13 protein-coding genes and 2 pseudogenes are annotated in these 15,825 nt (G+C 38.9%); all 15 read left to right on the top strand.

Annotation, left to right across the window (positions count from 1 at the left end):
* Positions 1-115 precede the first annotated feature (115 nt).
* Positions 116-247 (top strand): hypothetical protein, encoded by a 132-nt coding sequence (locus ACQKOG_RS11865; RefSeq protein ID WP_402868395.1) that lies wholly within the window; start codon positions 116-118, stop codon positions 245-247.
* Between the two features lie 489 nt (positions 248-736).
* Positions 737-1,168, top strand: coding sequence for a DNA polymerase I (locus tag ACQKOG_RS11870; RefSeq protein ID WP_370075657.1), 432 nt, complete (start codon positions 737-739; stop codon positions 1,166-1,168).
* Between the two features lie 200 nt (positions 1,169-1,368).
* Complete coding sequence (gene polA, locus ACQKOG_RS11875; protein WP_370075655.1) at positions 1,369-3,996, top strand: DNA polymerase I; 2,628 nt, start codon at positions 1,369-1,371, stop codon at positions 3,994-3,996.
* 12 nt (positions 3,997-4,008) lie between these two features.
* Positions 4,009-4,881 (top strand): DNA-formamidopyrimidine glycosylase, encoded by an 873-nt coding sequence (mutM, locus tag ACQKOG_RS11880; protein ID WP_370075653.1) that lies wholly within the window; start codon positions 4,009-4,011, stop codon positions 4,879-4,881.
* Between the two features lie 13 nt (positions 4,882-4,894).
* Positions 4,895-5,491: a dephospho-CoA kinase gene (coaE, locus tag ACQKOG_RS11885; protein WP_370075651.1), complete on the top strand. Its 597-nt coding sequence runs from the start codon at positions 4,895-4,897 to the stop codon at positions 5,489-5,491.
* Positions 5,492-6,363: 872 nt separating this feature from the next.
* Positions 6,364-7,386, top strand: coding sequence for a glyceraldehyde-3-phosphate dehydrogenase (locus ACQKOG_RS11890; protein WP_370075649.1), 1,023 nt, complete (start codon positions 6,364-6,366; stop codon positions 7,384-7,386).
* Positions 7,387-7,714: 328 nt separating this feature from the next.
* On the top strand, positions 7,715-8,185 hold the full coding sequence (gene nrdR, locus ACQKOG_RS11895; protein WP_370075647.1) for a transcriptional regulator NrdR: 471 nt from the start codon (positions 7,715-7,717) through the stop codon (positions 8,183-8,185).
* A gap of 18 nt (positions 8,186-8,203) precedes the next feature.
* Positions 8,204-9,574: a replication initiation and membrane attachment family protein gene (locus ACQKOG_RS11900; RefSeq protein ID WP_370075645.1), complete on the top strand. Its 1,371-nt coding sequence runs from the start codon at positions 8,204-8,206 to the stop codon at positions 9,572-9,574.
* 24 nt (positions 9,575-9,598) lie between these two features.
* Positions 9,599-10,528 carry a primosomal protein DnaI gene (gene dnaI / locus ACQKOG_RS11905; protein ID WP_370075829.1) on the top strand — a complete coding sequence of 310 codons (930 nt, stop codon included), beginning with the start codon at positions 9,599-9,601 and terminating at the stop codon, positions 10,526-10,528.
* Between the two features lie 449 nt (positions 10,529-10,977).
* Positions 10,978-12,909, top strand: a complete 1,932-nt coding sequence (gene thrS / locus ACQKOG_RS11910; RefSeq protein ID WP_370075643.1) for a threonine--tRNA ligase — start codon at positions 10,978-10,980, stop codon at positions 12,907-12,909.
* Positions 12,910-13,686: 777 nt separating this feature from the next.
* Positions 13,687-14,190 carry a translation initiation factor IF-3 gene (gene infC, locus ACQKOG_RS11915; RefSeq protein ID WP_025114499.1) on the top strand — a complete coding sequence of 168 codons (504 nt, stop codon included), beginning with the start codon at positions 13,687-13,689 and terminating at the stop codon, positions 14,188-14,190.
* Between the two features lie 31 nt (positions 14,191-14,221).
* Positions 14,222-14,422: a 50S ribosomal protein L35 gene (gene rpmI / locus ACQKOG_RS11920; protein ID WP_004226312.1), complete on the top strand. Its 201-nt coding sequence runs from the start codon at positions 14,222-14,224 to the stop codon at positions 14,420-14,422.
* A gap of 54 nt (positions 14,423-14,476) precedes the next feature.
* Complete coding sequence (rplT, locus tag ACQKOG_RS11925; protein ID WP_370041477.1) at positions 14,477-14,836, top strand: 50S ribosomal protein L20; 360 nt, start codon at positions 14,477-14,479, stop codon at positions 14,834-14,836.
* A 755-nt stretch (positions 14,837-15,591) separates the two neighbouring features.
* A pseudogene (locus ACQKOG_RS11930) lies at positions 15,592-15,666 on the top strand (IS607 family transposase); the annotation flags it as partial.
* Positions 15,665-15,825, top strand: a pseudogene (locus ACQKOG_RS11935) (RNA-guided endonuclease InsQ/TnpB family protein); the annotation flags it as partial. The pseudogenes ACQKOG_RS11930 and ACQKOG_RS11935, both read left to right, overlap by 2 nt.

The following is a 15,825-nucleotide window of genomic DNA, read 5'->3' on the forward strand; positions in this document are numbered from 1 at the left end:
CTTCGCTTTCGCACAGATAAAACATTTGCCGCTGACGCTTCGCTTTCGCACAGATAAAACATTTGCCGCTGACGCTTCGCTTTCGCGCAGAGCAGAGCTTCCTGGGGGGCGTCTGATGAGCCGCTTCACTCGCTTTGCTCGCTCCAGGGTCTCGGGCCAACAGATGTTTTTTGCGCGAAAGCGTAGTGCTAACGTAGCGGCAGCAAAAGGGTTTCATTCTGTGCGAAAACGTAGTGCAACAAAGTGACAGCAACAGCACCGATGTTGGTCACGAAGGCGTTATCACAGGATGTGATGGTTTTAGCCTTCGTTCCTCTATTGCTGATCCCCAAGGAGTCGCCCAGTCTCCACTCCAATCAACTTATGCATGGCATACGTTTACAATAAATATAATCTCTAATGAGCAGTTTATAGAAGAAATGTTTAATGAATCCGATAATATATCTCAGTTTTCATGATATTTAGAAGGTATCGGTACTTTCGTTGATAAAAAATTCTTCAAAATAAGAAAAGTGAAGCTGCTTTTTAAGAGTGATCTAGTTATAATTGCAATCTTATATACTATTTAATTTTTCTAGTCTGGTTTTAGGGATTTTTAATCATGTTTTTATAAATATCTTTCAATTATAGATGTTATGTTATGAAAATGATAGAAATATATAATTTTGTGTTTCGTTTATGACTATTATCTGATAGAATGATATTGTTCGAGAAATAAAAAAAGGGGGTAATAGTTGTGAAGTTGCAAATTAGCAAGTGGCTCCAAAATTTGGGAATAGCCTGTAGTATTGCATCGTTATTTACACTTTTCTTCCGTCTATCAGATTTTGCATGGATCACAAAAAGTGTTTATCATATACCAGTATTTTTTGTCATTTTGTTTTTATTAGGTTTAGTTATTGCTGAGGATGTACGCAAGATATTTAAAAGAATATTTTTGTACGAGAAACGCAAGGTTAAACGTCCTATATGGCAAGTAGGGATTGGCTTTATTTTCTTCTTAGCGCAAATCGGCACTGTCATGGTGTTTAATACAGAGCTTACACATCCACAGCTTGGTGGTATGCCATTATTTTTAGTATTTGCCTTTATGAATGCCTTTATTTTGACAGTCCTATATGAAGAGATTTTTTATCGTAAAGAAAAAACTAATAAAGCCAGTGAATAACATAGATGAAGTCAATTACAACGCGTGATTGGCTTTTTTTGTGCAGTCAATCCTAAGCTATTGATGTAGAAAATTTGGCGATTTTCAACGTTATGATTGGTAAAATACCCGTTTTCTCGATAAAGTAAAAGGAAGAGGCATTTTCAAACATACGTTTTCGTTTTACAATTAAGAAGACGAAAACGCAGGAGGATAAAATCATGACAAAGGAAAAATTGCTATTATTGGACGGCAATAGTTTAGCATATCGCGCGTTTTTTGCGTTGCCATTATTGACGAATGATAGTGGAATTCATACGAATGCAGTGTACGGCTTTACAACAATGCTACAAAGAATATTAGAGGAAGAGCAGCCAACGAAAATTTTGGTTGCCTTTGATGCGGGTAAAACAACCTTCCGACATGAAACATTTACGGAATATAAGGGTGGTCGACAAAAGACTCCACCAGAATTATCTGAGCAGTTCCCTTATATACGTAAGCTTATCGATGCTTATGGTATTAAGCGATATGAGCTTGAACTGTACGAAGCGGACGATATTATAGGGACACTTGCCAAAGAAGCTTCATCACATGATATGGACGTCATCGTCGTATCAGGAGATCGTGACTTAACACAGCTCGCGACTGAGCAAGTAACAGTATATATTACTAAAAAAGGCATTACTGAAATTGAAAGAAATACACCAGAATTTATTGCAGAAAAATACGGATTAACTCCCCAACAAATTATTGATATGAAAGGTTTAATGGGGGATTCTTCAGATAATATCCCTGGTGTACCAGGTGTCGGTGAAAAAACGGCTGTTAAATTACTTAAAGAGCATGGTTCAGTGGAGTCCCTTTATGCGGCAATGGATACAGTGAAGGCTTCTAAAATGAAAGAAAAATTAGTTGCCAATGAAGAACAGGCACTAATGAGTAAAAAGCTAGCTACCATTTTTACAGAGGCACCGATTGAAATAACGCTTTCGGATCTTATTTATAATGGTCCGAATGAAGAAGAATTAATTAGCGTGTGGCAAGAGCTTGGCTTTAAATCATTGCTAGAGAAAAGTGATTTTACTGTCCAAGAAGAGGAACAAGCACCTTTTGACTATAAAATTGTACAAGAAGTAAAACAAGAGCATTTAAAAGATGTAATGGCAGTGCATTTGGAGCTAGAGGATGAGCATTATCATACATGTCAGCAACTAGGCATTGCACTAACAGATGGAGCGAAAACAATGTATGTGCCGTTTGATATTGCGGCTAAATCAGATGTCCTTCGTCTTTGGTTAGAAGATGCTACTAAAATAAAGTATATGTCTGATTCAAAAGCATCTCAGGCTGCGTTAAAACGTGCGGGAATTCGTTTGGCTGGTGTGGAATTTGACTTATTACTTGCTTCTTATATTAATAATCCTGCGCTAAGTGGAGATGATGTGGCAACACTTGCGAAAGAACTAGGTTATCGTAACGTGCAGGCAAATGAGACTGTTTATGGTAAAGGCGCGAAACGAGCTATACCTGCCATTGACGCACTTTCTGAGCATGCCAGCCGCAAAGCCTTTGCTGTGTGGTCTTTACAGCCGAAGCTTGAGGCATTGTTAAAGGAAAACGAACAGTTTGAACTCTATAAAAATTTAGAGCTTCCGCTTGCTTCTATTTTAGGGGAAATGGAAAGTGAGGGAATCACGGTCAATCGTGCCACATTAGAGAAGATGGGTCAGGAATTAAATGACAAGCTAATTGTTATCGAACAAGCAATTTATGCTGAAGCAGGAGAAGCCTTCAATATTAATTCACCAAAGCAATTAGGTGTCATCCTCTTTGATAAACTTGGTCTTCCTGTTATTAAAAAGACAAAGACTGGTTATTCCACTGCAGCAGATGTATTGGAAAAATTAAAACCAGAGCATGCCATTATTGAGCATATTCTTTTATATCGTCAGCTTGGGAAATTACAGTCAACTTACATCGAAGGCCTGTTAAAGGAAATCCATGAAGAGGATGGAAAGGTGCATACTCGTTTCCAACAAGCACTAACTGCTACAGGACGTTTAAGCTCGACGGATCCGAATTTGCAAAACATCCCGATTCGTTTAGAAGAAGGTCGAAAAATTCGTCAAGCATTTGTGCCATCGAACGAAGATTGGATATTATTTTCTGCCGATTATTCGCAAATCGAATTGCGTGTATTGGCCCATATGTCAAAGGATGAAAACTTAGTCGACGCTTTCCGTGAAGGTATGGATGTTCATACACGTACTGCTATGGATGTATTCCATGTCTCAGAAGATGAGGTCGACAGTAATATGCGCCGTGCTGCAAAAGCAGTAAACTTTGGTATTGTCTATGGTATTAGTGATTACGGCTTATCGCAAAACTTGGATATTACCCGTAAGGAAGCTTCTACATTTATCGAGAAATATTTTGCGAGTTTCCCGGGTGTAAAACAATATATGGATGATATCGTCCAAGATGCGAAGTTTAATGGTTATGTGACAACGATTTTAAATAGACGTCGATATTTACCTGACATTACGAGCTCGAATTTCAATCTGCGAAGCTTTGCAGAGCGTACTGCGATGAATACGCCAATTCAGGGAAGTGCAGCAGATATTATTAAAAAAGCAATGATTGATATGGATGCTCGTTTGAAAAAAGAAAATATGCAGGCAAAAATCCTCTTACAAGTGCATGATGAATTAATTTTTGAAGCACCTAAAGAGGAGATTGCATTGCTTGAAAAAATAGTACCAGAGGTTATGGAGAACGCAATCGAGCTTTCAGTACCATTAAAAGTAGATTTTAACTACGGTGCGACTTGGTACGAAGCAAAATAAGGAGGGGTTAAAATGCCTGAATTACCAGAGGTTGAAGGTGTCGTCCAGGCATTAAAACCTAAAATTGAAGGGCGTACAATTCAACAGGTTCAACTATCTGAAATTATTCGTTTTTCCTTTGGAGAGGGAAAGCAATGTATCGTGAAGCAAGCTGAGCCTGATGCATTTGAAATATCCTTGTCTCAAATGACGATTACAAAAGTCGAACGACGTGCGAAATACATCTTTTTTCATTTGCTAAAAGCGGATGTCCCTTATGTGCTTGTTAGTCATTTAGGGATGACAGGTGCATGGTTTGTGGTGAACTCGCCTGAGGAAATCCTTGAGGCAAAATTTAAAAAGCATATTCATGCTACATTTCAAATGGCAGATGGTGGCTATTTAATTTATTCGGATATACGCCGCTTTGGTGAACTACGTTTTTTAACAAAAATTGAAGATCATGTACCATTAACCAAAATGGCGCCAGAGCCATTCGATGAAATAGCGTGTGATTATTTTATTGCGAAATCAAAGTTACCGAAATATGAGAAAAAGGCCGTTAAGGATGTCATTATGGATGGGCAGGTTATTTCGGGCTGTGGCAATATTTATGCTACCGAAGCATTATTTGCTCAAAAAATTCATCCGGCACGCACGATGAACCGCATCAGTGAAAAGGGTAAGCGTGCATTATTCGAGGCAATTGTCGCGATTTTACGTCAAAGCATTGAAGCTGGGGGTTCAACAATTTCAGATTATCGTAATATTAATGGTGAGGCTGGAAGTATGCAGAATCGACTGCAAATGTACGGAAAGAAGATATGTTCTACGTGTGGTACTGCAACAAGCCAAATGACGATAGGTGGGCGCACATCAGTCTTTTGCCCAAATTGTCAACATTAAAGGGGATTTAACTATGATTATCGGATTAACAGGAAGTATTGCAAGCGGAAAAAGTACAGTAGTAAAAATGATGACAGCACTTGGTTTACCGATTGTCGATGCAGATATTGTTGCACGTGATGTTGTAGAACCAGGAACGGAGACTTTAAAGTTAATAGCTGAAAATTTTGGACAAGATATATTGCTAGAAGACGGTAGTTTAAATCGTGCCAAGCTTGGCGATATCATTTTTCACGAACCTGCCAAGCGTAAAATGTTAAATGATATTATGCATCCTGCTATTCGTCAGGAAATGCTACGCCAACGCGATGCTTATTTAGAGGCTGGCGAAAAGCATGTTGTGATGGATATTCCGCTTTTATTTGAAAGTCAGTTACAGCATTTTGTCGAGCGTATTATCGTGGTATCGGTCAGTGAAGAGGTACAGCTTCGTCGATTAATGGAGCGTAACAACTTATCGAAAGAAGATGCACTAGCTCGAATGCGTTCTCAGTTACCTATGTCAGTCAAAGAAAAAGGTGCCCATGCGGTTATATATAATAATGAAAATCTAGAACAAACAGAGCACCAATTAACAAAAATCCTGACATATTGGAACGTAATTAATTAAAAATTTGTAAAATCATTTGATGCGTAGCAATGACATATTGCTACGCATTTCATATTTTTTGAAAAACTATTGTGTTAATGAAATTAAGGTGTCACATTAAAAATAGTATGGCTCTTCGGCAAAACGAGTAGTTGATTTCCATTCCACATGACATACGTTTTAACAAAATGTCATCCAACTTTTGAGTTTTATCGGAACACTTTTACGTTTTATCACCAAACTTTTGAGTTTTATCGACTAACATTTACGTTTTATCGCCCAACTTTTAAACTTTATCGACTAACTTTCACGTTTTATCACCAAACTTCTGAATTTTATCGACATCCACCCGCCAAAGAGCAAAAAAAGGATTCATACACAAAACTGTGTGTGAATCCTTTTACTTTATTATGTCGGCAGTCGGAACGGAAATCACCTAATTCACATAGCATGTATCCTCTGACACGTCGTTTTATAGCAAAAAGGTTTTGTCTGTGTGAAAGCGGAGTGTTAATGAAGCGGCAGTAGCAACGCTAGCGGAGGAAGCGGCTCGACGCTCGCCTACAGGAAGCTCTGCTCTGCGCGAAAGCGAAGCGTCAGCGACAAAGCGAGTAGCCTGGAACGGAAATCACATTAAAGAGGCATGCCATTCACCGAGATTTCCTTGCCAATTTTGTTTTTTTAACAACACGAATGCGTAGCAAGAACACTTTGCTATGCATTTTTTTGTGGATTTATACCATAATAAGGATTAATTTAAGCGATTTTATTTTTCAGAAAATAAGAACTTTAATATTATGAATATATAATGTTCATCTTTTTTGAAATTGTGTTATACTATTCGCATAAAGTATATAATTAATTTGAGTATGACTCACAGGAGGATTTTATAAATGACAGTATCAGTTGCTATTAATGGTTTCGGACGTATCGGACGTATGGTTTTCCGCCAAGCGATCGTGCAAGAAAGTTTAAATATCGTTGCGATTAACGCTAGCTATCCAGCTGAAACTTTAGCACATTTGATTAAGTATGACACAAATCACGGAACATTCGAGGGTACAATTGAGCCAGCAGGCGATGCTTTAATTGTAAATGGTAAACGTGTTCAAATTATTAGCGAACGTGACCCATTAAAATTACCATGGGCAACAATGGGTGTGGATATCGTTATTGAAGCAACTGGTAAATTTAATGATCGTGAAAAAGCAGCAATGCACTTAGAAGCAGGAGCAAAGAAAGTTATCTTAACAGCACCTGGTAAAAACGAGGACGTAACAATTGTTTTAGGTGTAAATGATGAGAAACTTGATATCGCAAAACATGATGTTATTTCAAATGCTTCTTGTACAACAAACTGCTTAGCACCAGTTGCCAAAGTATTAAATGACACATTTGGAATTGAAAGCGGATTAATGACAACAGTTCACGCTTATACAAATGACCAAAAGAATTTAGATAATCCACATAAAGATTTACGTCGTGCACGTGGTTGCGCACAATCAATCATTCCAACATCTACAGGTGCTGCAAAAGCATTAAAATTAGTGTTACCAGAATTAGAAGGCAAAATTCATGGTATGGCACTTCGTGTTCCAACACCAAACGTATCATTAGTTGACCTAGTAGTTGATTTAAATACTGACGTAACAGTAGATTCTATCAATGCTGCATTTGTGAAGGCTGCTACTGAAGGTCCAATGAAAGGTATCTTAAACTTCTCAGTTGAGCCTCTAGTATCTTCTGATTACAATACAACAACTTACTCTTCTACAGTAGATGGACTTTCTACAATGGTAATGGGTAACCGCAAAGTGAAAGTGCTTGCTTGGTACGACAATGAGTGGGGCTATTCTGCACGTGTAGTTGATCTTGTTAAAAAAGTGGCAAAAGCTTTAGAAACAGTTAATGCATAATAAATCAATTATGCCTCGGCATAATTGCGTTCGAAATCGGCTTTGTGCTTGCACAAAGAACTCCTTTTTTCCGATTCAGTGACATTCATCAGAGGCTCTAACTTCTTTCAGCGGATGTTTGGACACCAGCTGAAAGAAGTTAGGCTGAAGCACATTGAAATCCAAGTGATTTCAATGTGCTTTTTTTGTTAGACAACAGAATCTATGCTTGTACTTTCTCCTTTCAAGGTTTATCATGAGCACACTAGCGTCAATGCGCTTTTCTTATACATAGGAAATTTGTTATAATAAAGATATTAAATTGTTGTGAAATCAGGAGAGTAATTATATGAGATGTCCATCTTGCCAATTTAACGGAACGCGTGTTGTAGATTCGAGGCCAGTTGATGATAATAAAGAAATTCGTAGACGTCGTGAATGTGAGTCATGTGGCTTCCGCTTTACAACGTTTGAAAAAATTGAAGAGACACCTTTAGTTGTCGTGAAAAAAGAAGGTTCGCGAGAAGAATTTAGCCGTGAAAAGGTACTTCGTGGACTTATTCGTGCTTGCGAAAAACGTCCTGTTTCTCTTGAAGTACTTGAGGGCCTAGTAATGTCCATTGAAAAAGATCTTCGCCGCATTGGGAATTCCGAAGTCCAATCTGAGGATGTTGGAGAAATGGTAATGGATCGCTTAGCGAAAATCGATGAGGTTGCATATGTGCGCTTTGCATCGGTTTATCGTCAATTTAAAGATATCAATGTCTTTATTGAAGAAATTAAAGAAATTATCCAACGTCAGACAGAACAGAAATTATAAGGTAAACAGAGAGGGTGAATGACGTTGAACCATTTGTATAAGGAATTGCAGCCAGCTGATTCTTTTGACATTCGTCTACCTCATGCACTTTCTACGCAGGAACGTCAATTAGTAACGCTTTTTTATCAGCCTTTAATTGGAGCGGAGCCAATCAGCCTTTATTTAACACTATGGGCAGAAGCTGAACAAATGTCTAAGCAGCAAATGACACATTATTATTTAATGAATGTGCTAGGGCTTCCTATTGGTAAAGTATTTGAGGCACGTATTGCGCTCGAAGCAATTGGTCTGTTACGCACATGGAAAAAAGAAGATGCTGGCCAGCGAAGCTTTTTATATGAGTTGATACGTCCACTTGATGCAGATAGCTTTATGAAAGACCCACTGCTCTCGATGTTTTTATTTAGTAAAATAGGGGAGCAAGCTTATCGGAAGTTACGTCAGCGTTTTATTCCATCTACAAGAGATGCAGAATTTAAAGATGTATCGCGTGCCTTCATAGATGTTTTTAAGCCTGTAAGTACAAATATTCCAGATGATTTACAAGTTGATACTAGTCATAAGGATAAACAGCAAAAGGTATATCCGTTTTATTTTGATCAGTTTGACTTTGAACTACTGCAAACGGGCTTATCGGAGCAACTAGTGCCGGCAAGCCTACTAACATTTGAGGTACGTGAATCAATCGCAAAATTAGCGTTTTTATATCACTTAACGGCACTTGATATGCAAAAAGTAGTGATTCTTGCATTAGATGATGATTTAGGGATTTCATTGGAACGTTTACGTAAGGCCGCTGCGGATTTTTATAAGCTAACGGTATCAAAAGAACCACCAAAACTTGCTAGAGTGAGTAAACAGCCGTCATCCATAGAGGAATCAAGCCAAAAAACAAAGGATCAGGAGCTTCAGCAATATTTAGAAACGACTCCTCCAGTGCAAGTACTGCGAGATATCAATAATGGCAAAGAACCTTTGCAGACCTCCGTGCAGCTTGCTGAGAGTTTAATTGTCCAGCATGGAATGCCAGTAGGTGTTGTTAATGCTCTTTTGGAATATGTCATGCTAACAACTGATATGAAGTTACCTAAAAAATATGTGGAAACGATTGCGGATCATTGGGTACGTAAAAATATCCAAACAGCAAAAGAAGCAATGGAACTAGCACGCCAAGAGCATGATAAATACACTACGTGGAAAAATAAGCCGCAGACACCGAGGAAAAGTAATCAAAGTGCTAGAGGGCGTTCAGGAAATCAACGTGAAGAGAAGGTACCTGAATGGTTTTACAAACGTAACGAGCAACAAGAAGAAAACACTTCAAGCACGATAGATTTTGAGCGAGAGCGTCAAAAGATATTAGAGATGCTTGGGAAAAGTGATAAGTAAGGAGGGTGAACGACAATCGAACCAATTAATGGACCATTAAAAAGAGCAATTAATGTACCATCATTTCAAGAACGTTACGAAGCGATGCGTCGAGAAATTTTAGAAAACCCTCGTGTGCAAGAATTTTTAGCAGAGCATGCAGATGAGTTAAGCTATGAATCAATTGAACGTAATTTACCGAAGCTCCACGAGTTTATTAGTCAATCTACAGTATGCTGTGGCTGCGATAATACGGAAAGTTGTACAAACTACTTAAAAGGTTTTTTACCATCTTTACGAGTAGTCCGGGGTACCGTTGAAATTGATTATGTACGATGTGAACAAAAGATGCGTGAGGAGGAACGTCGTGATGTAGCCAATATGATTGCGAGTATGCATATGCCGAAGGATGTGCTACAAGCAACCATTCAAGATTTACTCATTGACGATGAATCTCGTGTCATGATTGCTCAAAAAGCGGCACAATTTGTAAAGGCAACATTGGAAACAGGAAAGCTTCCTGCAAAGGGTTATTATTTATACGGTAAATTTGGTGTAGGGAAGTCCTTTGTACTGGGCGCACTTGCGAATGAATTAGCCTCTATCAAAATTCGTTCTGTAGTCGTTTTCGTGCCTGAATTTTTACGAGAAATGAAAAATGCAATTGGCGATAATACGTTGAATGAAAAAATAGATTATGTAAAAAAGGCACCAGTGCTAATGCTCGATGATTTAGGAGCCGAGACACTGACTGCTTGGACGCGAGACGAAATTCTAGGGACTATTTTCCATTACCGCATGGCGGAGCAACTGCCAACATTCATTACATCTAATTTTAATTATGATGAGTTGGAGCATCATTTAGCACAGTCGCAAAAGGGTGACATTGAAGTCGTGAAGGCTGGACGTATTATGGAACGTGTTAAAGCCTTGACAGAGCCAATTGAAATGCGTGGCAAAAATCGCCGTATGTAACATTGACTGTTGCATTTTGCGACAATCGAGCGTATACTGTCACATATAATAAATTACAAAATGCATTGATGAGGACATGAATTTTGTGTAGCGGCTTTTAGAGAGGGAAGTCATTGGCTGTAAGCTTCCTAGTTCGAGCACACTATTTACTACCAACTGAGCAGCGAAAGGGATAATCTTTCGCCGGTCCCTAGCCCGTTAGCTAGCCTTGAGCTTCGTCTGACTATAAAAAGTCGGAAGGAAGAAGGGTGGAACCACGAGCATACGCTTCGTCCCTTTCGTAGGGACGGAGCTTTTTTTATTTCCATTCAATGGAAAATAGTGGTGAGATGAATGCGGATGTAGTTCCTTTTCAGTGGGTGTCCAAACACCTGCAGAATAAGGATAAATTCCGGGGATTCTTGGACTTCAATCATGCATCACAACAAAACTAGAAGGAGTGCAAAAAAATGTCAGATATAATTAAATTAACTTTCCCAGATGGCGCTGTAAAGGAATTTGCAAAAGGTACATCTACTGATGACGTAGCATTATCAATTAGTCCAGGACTTCGTAAAAAAGCATATGCTGGTAAAGTAAATGGTGTCTTAGTCGATTTAAAAACACCAATTGAAGAGGATGCAACAATCTCAATTATTACACAGGATGATGAGGAATCACTGGAAATCCTACGTCATTCTACTGCACACTTAACAGCACAAGCGATTAAACGTTTATTCCCAGAAGTTAAACTTGGTATTGGTCCGGTTATTGAAGGTGGCTTCTACTACGATATCGATGCACCAACGCCAATCACTGCTGAAGACCTACCAGCAATCGAAAAAGAAATGAAAAAAATTATCGCTGAAAACCTAGAAATCGAGCGTAAAAATGTTAGCCGTGCAGATGCACAAGCGATTTATGAAGAAATTGGCGATGAGTACAAATTAGAATTACTTGAAGCAATTCCAGAAGATGAACAAGTTTCTATTTATTATCAAGGTGAATTTTTCGACCTTTGCCGTGGTATTCACGCACCATCGACTGGCAAACTTCGTGAGTTCAAACTTCTTTCATTAGCAGGTGCTTACTGGAGAGGTAACTCAGATAACAAAATGCTACAACGTATTTATGGTACAGCATTCTTTAAAAAAGAAGAATTAAAACATCACCTGCAAATGCTTGAAGAAGCCAAAGAGCGTGATCACCGTAAAATCGGTAAAGAATTAGAGTTATTTACAACTTCTCAAAAAGTTGGTCAAGGCTTACCGCTATGGCTACCAAACGGTGCAACAATCCGTCGTGTTATTGAGCGCTATATCGTGGATAAAGAATTATCTCTTGGTTATAAACATGTTTATACGCCAGTACTTGGTTCTAAAGAGCTGTACCAAACTTCTGGTCACTGGGATCACTACCAAGATTCTATTTTCCCACCAATGGAAATGGACAATGAAACATTAATTATGCGTCCGATGAACTGTCCTCACCATATGATGGTGTACAAAAACAGCATGCATTCTTATCGTAACCTACCATTACGTATTGCGGAGCTTGGTACAATGCACCGTTACGAAATGTCAGGCGCTGTTTCAGGCTTACAACGTGTACGTGGGATGACTTTAAACGATGCGCATATCTTCGTTCGTCCAGACCAAATTAAAGCGGAGTTCCAAAAAGTAGTACAGTTAATTTTAGAAGTATACAAAGACTTCGATTTAAAAGATTACTCATTCCGTTTATCTTATCGTGATCCAGCAGATACTGAGAAATACTTCGACGACGATGCAATGTGGGAAAAAGCACAAAGTATGTTAAAAGAGGCAATGGATGAGCTTGGCTTAGATTACTTCGAAGCTGAAGGTGAAGCTGCATTCTACGGTCCTAAACTTGACGTACAAGTGAAAACTGCCATTGGTAAAGAAGAAACTTTATCAACAGTTCAGCTTGACTTCTTATTACCAGAGCGCTTTGACTTAACTTACGTTGGGGAAGATGGTAAACCACATCGTCCAGTTGTTATTCACCGTGGTGTTGTATCAACAATGGAACGCTTCGTTGCCTTCTTAATCGAAGAATATAAAGGTGCATTCCCAACATGGTTAGCACCAGTACAAGTTGAAGTTATTCCAGTTTCAAATGAAGCACACTTTGATTATGCAAAACAAATTGAAGAGCAATTAACTGCAGCGGGCTTACGTGTTGAAATGGATGACCGTGAAGAAAAACTAGGCTACAAAATCCGTGAAGCACAAATGAAAAAAATCCCGTATATGCTTGTTATCGGAGACAAAGAAGTAGAGGCTGGTGGCGTAAATGTACGTCGTTACGGCTCAAAAGACTCAGAAACAATTAGCTTCCAAGACTTCTTAGCTAACATTAAAGCAGAAATTACAAAATAATTTTAATGATTTTGCCGTTGATGCGATTAATTAGAATTCGCCGGCAATTTTTGAAGGGTAATCTTAATTTTATCAAAACAATATTATTGATTTTATTACCAAATGTTGGGGTGACACTTGTTAAAACAAATGCCATTTATATAAGTTGATTGGAGTGGAGGCTGGCGACTCCTCGGGGATCAGCGATTAAGAGGAACGAAGGCTAAAACCATCACGTCCTGTGATAACGCCTTCGTGACCAACATCGTGTTGGCCCGAGACTCTGAAGCGAGTGAAGCGGCTCATCGGACGCCCCCAGGAAGCTCTGCTCTGCGCGAAAGCGAAGCGGCAGCGGCAAATGTTTTATCTGTGCGAAAGCGGAGCGGCAGCAACAAAGCGCCCAGCCGGAACGGAAATTAACCTCACGTTATGAAGATGAATCATTATAATAGTTTAGATTATAAATTTTTAGGTTACTTTATTAATAATAAGCTAAAAAATATTTGACAGCTTATAAAGTACATGCTATTATAGTTAAGGTTAATGAATACAAAGTTTGTGGTTGAAGTAGAGGCTGCCCGCTTCTCACCTGATACAACGCTCTTAGGCTGTGAACAGGTATTACACGTTGAATTGTTTTGCGCAGACTTGCGCATGCACATATAGCGGGCGGACATCTTAGTGTCCGTCCTTTTTTTATGGACATGACAAGAGGATGTACCGTTCAACCGGGCAAGGCTTTGCCCAAACCATGTATTCGCGACAACTACTTGGAGGTGGATTACTATTAGCAAAGACATGTATGTAAACGAAGGCATTCGCGCACGTGAACTTCGATTAATCGATCACAATGGTGACCAGCTTGGTGTAAAGACACGTAATGAAGCGCTAGAAATCGCCACTCGTGTAAACTTGGATCTTGTCCTTGTGGCCCCTCAAGCCAAGCCGCCAGTCGCTCGTATCATGGACTATGGTAAATTTAAGTTTGAACAGCAAAAGAAAGACCGTGAAATTCGTAAAAATCAAAAGGTCATCGTAATGAAAGAGGTTCGTCTGAGCCCATCAATCGATGAGCATGATTTCCAAACGAAGCTACGTAATGCGATTAAATTCCTTGAAAAAGGCGATAAAGTAAAATGTAGCCTACGTTTCAAAGGTCGTGCGATTACACACAAAGACATTGGTCAACGTGTATTAGATCGTTTTGCTGAAGCTTGTGCTGAAGTATCGACGGTTGAACAAAAACCGAAGATGGAAGGCCGAAGCATGTTCTTAGTTCTTCAACCAAAGAACGAGAAATAATATTAGACGAACAGTTTAGGAGGAATTCGACATGCCAAAAATGAAAACTCACCGTGGAGCTGCGAAACGTTTCAAAAAAACGGGTTCAGGTAAATTAAAATATGACCGTGCTTATGGAAGCCACTTATTCGCAAACAAATCTACAAAACAAAAACGTCACCTACGTAAAGCAAACATCGTTTCATCTGGTGACTTCAAACGCATCAAATCTTTACTTGTTTACATGAAATAATTGACTAAAAAATACTAACATTCATTTTTAAATGAAAAGCAGGAGGTAATTCATATGCCACGCGTAAAAGGCGGAACAGTGACGCGCAAACGTCGTAAAAAAGTATTGAAATTAGCTAAAGGTTACTATGGTTCAAAACATACATTATACAAAGTTGCTAACCAAGCAGTGATGAAGTCAGGTCAATATGCATACCGTGACCGTCGTCAGAAAAAACGTGATTTCCGTAAATTATGGATCACTCGTATTAACGCAGCTGCTCGCATGAACGGTCTTTCATACAGCCGCTTAATGCACGGTTTAAAAGTTGCTGGTATCGAAGTTAACCGTAAAATGTTAGCTGACCTAGCTGTAACTGATGCAGCAGCATTCACTCTATTAGCTGAATCTGCTAAAAAAGCTGTTGCTAAATAATTAGTGATATAATGCTTTCACAAGACTGATGGATTTATTCGTCAGTCTTTTTTGTGTTAGAGTAGTAGTAAATAGTAAAAATAAAGGAGTACTTAACAATGGGGCAAGTATTATTGGCCTATATGGCAGTTGTTTCTATAGTTCTGCTCGTGATGATGGGTAACTAAACTGTTACAACAAATTTAAACCAAACTATACAAACCTGTATAGAAACATAGATTTATAACAGAATACCCTTCGTATCAAGCGATTGGTGCGAACTCCACGTTAATTGCTTTTAACTCCTAAAGCCTTGTGACCAAAGCGGAGCTGGAAACGGCAGACGTAACGGTGCGAAAGCAGAAAAAACAACAAGGATGGCATAAGCTGAAAAAAATTACTCAGTGTCCGTAAAGGATCATCGTGACAACGGAAAACGGTAGCGCTAAGTGCTTTGGCAATGGATGTTTAGCAGCGAAACTCCTAAATCTCTAATGAGATAAGGAAGACGTTCAACGACTATCTCCTTGAGGGAGAGTAAAACCGCAAGCGAATGGCGGAAGAAAAATGTGGCTCTTATTAGAAGATAAGATGAAGATATAGTCTGCACTTATGTGAAAGCATAAGAGGTCTACTCGTGAGAGAAAGACTGCATGAAGGGTTGCGCCTTCGTGTGAACAAGAAAAATATATACAACTATAAAAATGTTAGCAACCTCTCTAAATAGGGTAAAGTGATTTTATCATATTGAAAGAGAGGTGGTACGCATGGAATGAATGTCCATTGGGAAATTTGCTAAACGTGTTGGTGTAAATGTTGAAACGCTAAGAAGAATGGAAGCGAAAGGCGATTCGAACAAATCATTTACATCAATGTTCTAATGAGATTGTGAAAACCAAGCCATCTCGTATTGTAATGGAACATTTAAATGTAAAAGGGTTGATGAAAAATAAACATCTGGCGAAGGCGGTAGCCGAGGAAAAGATATATGAATTCAAACGGCAAATTCA

Origin of the sequence: Lysinibacillus sp. NPDC093216 (genome assembly GCF_050280325.1) — a bacterium.
Lineage (GTDB): Bacteria > Bacillota > Bacilli > Bacillales_A > Planococcaceae > Lysinibacillus.

What these genes read in the sequence shown, in the direction of transcription:
- ACQKOG_RS11865 (WP_402868395.1), top strand. Translation starts at nt 116, where the DNA reads ATGAGCCGCTTCACTCGCTTTGCTCGCTCCAGGGTCTCGGGCCAACAG.
- polA (WP_370075655.1), top strand. Translation starts at nt 1,369, where the DNA reads ATGACAAAGGAAAAATTGCTATTATTGGACGGCAATAGTTTAGCATAT.
- mutM (WP_370075653.1), top strand. Translation starts at nt 4,009, where the DNA reads ATGCCTGAATTACCAGAGGTTGAAGGTGTCGTCCAGGCATTAAAACCT.
- coaE (WP_370075651.1), top strand. Translation starts at nt 4,895, where the DNA reads ATGATTATCGGATTAACAGGAAGTATTGCAAGCGGAAAAAGTACAGTA.
- ACQKOG_RS11890 (WP_370075649.1), top strand. Translation starts at nt 6,364, where the DNA reads ATGACAGTATCAGTTGCTATTAATGGTTTCGGACGTATCGGACGTATG.
- nrdR (WP_370075647.1), top strand. Translation starts at nt 7,715, where the DNA reads ATGAGATGTCCATCTTGCCAATTTAACGGAACGCGTGTTGTAGATTCG.
- ACQKOG_RS11900 (WP_370075645.1), top strand. Translation starts at nt 8,204, where the DNA reads ATGACGTTGAACCATTTGTATAAGGAATTGCAGCCAGCTGATTCTTTT.
- thrS (WP_370075643.1), top strand. Translation starts at nt 10,978, where the DNA reads ATGTCAGATATAATTAAATTAACTTTCCCAGATGGCGCTGTAAAGGAA.
- infC (WP_025114499.1), top strand. Translation starts at nt 13,687, where the DNA reads ATGTATGTAAACGAAGGCATTCGCGCACGTGAACTTCGATTAATCGAT.
- rpmI (WP_004226312.1), top strand. Translation starts at nt 14,222, where the DNA reads ATGCCAAAAATGAAAACTCACCGTGGAGCTGCGAAACGTTTCAAAAAA.
- rplT (WP_370041477.1), top strand. Translation starts at nt 14,477, where the DNA reads ATGCCACGCGTAAAAGGCGGAACAGTGACGCGCAAACGTCGTAAAAAA.